The 528-nt window shown below is 40.7% G+C and carries 1 protein-coding gene; it reads right to left on the reverse strand.

Features of this window, described 5'->3' with window-relative positions:
* Positions 1 to 413 precede the first annotated feature (413 nt).
* Positions 414 to 515, reverse strand: a complete 102-nt coding sequence (locus tag ACS8FD_RS24340) for a COG4315 family predicted lipoprotein (protein ID WP_439277735.1) — start codon at positions 513 to 515, stop codon at positions 414 to 416.
* Between the last annotated feature and the right edge of the window lie 13 nt (positions 516 to 528).

A 528-nucleotide genomic window follows, 5' to 3' on the forward strand; every position in this document is an offset into this window, starting at 1 on the left:
GACCAATGGTCAGATGATTGCATACGTAACTGAGGCACTAAGGACATGTACAAATCTGGCAACTGCGTCACTGGCTTATTCCAGCACTCAGCACCATATCCTTGCTCTCTTAGCCTTCCCCAGCGGGAAAATTAAACCGCGATTTTAACGGTTTTTGGTATTTGATGCAAGCAGCATGTAAGTCCTCAGTACTTATACTGCTAGCAACAATGAGCGCATAGTCCATGATATCACAGCTTCAAACAGCGCTATCATAACCGACGTCTCTACCTCGACTAATGGCGATCTGATAGAAAAAAGTAGAATAAATTTAATTGCTTATTATCTGCTTTGGCCCAGCGCTGTACGTGACAAGCATTTTATAAAAAAGACAGCCACTATAATGACTGTCTTCTTATTATTTGCATTACGCTTTATTTGGTTGGAATAATATGCCAAACGCCAAGCTTATTGTCGCCGTCTTTGTCACCCACTTTGGTATCATTGGCATAAAAATATAATGGTTTACCATTCATGGCCCATTGATAT

The sequence above is a fragment of the Psychrobacter sp. 1U2 genome (assembly GCF_051847575.1).

Bases quoted from the DNA above. Each gene is read 5' to 3' on its own strand.
- ACS8FD_RS24340 (WP_439277735.1), bottom strand. From the start codon at position 515: ATGAATGGTAAACCATTATATTTTTATGCCAATGATACCAAAGTGGGT.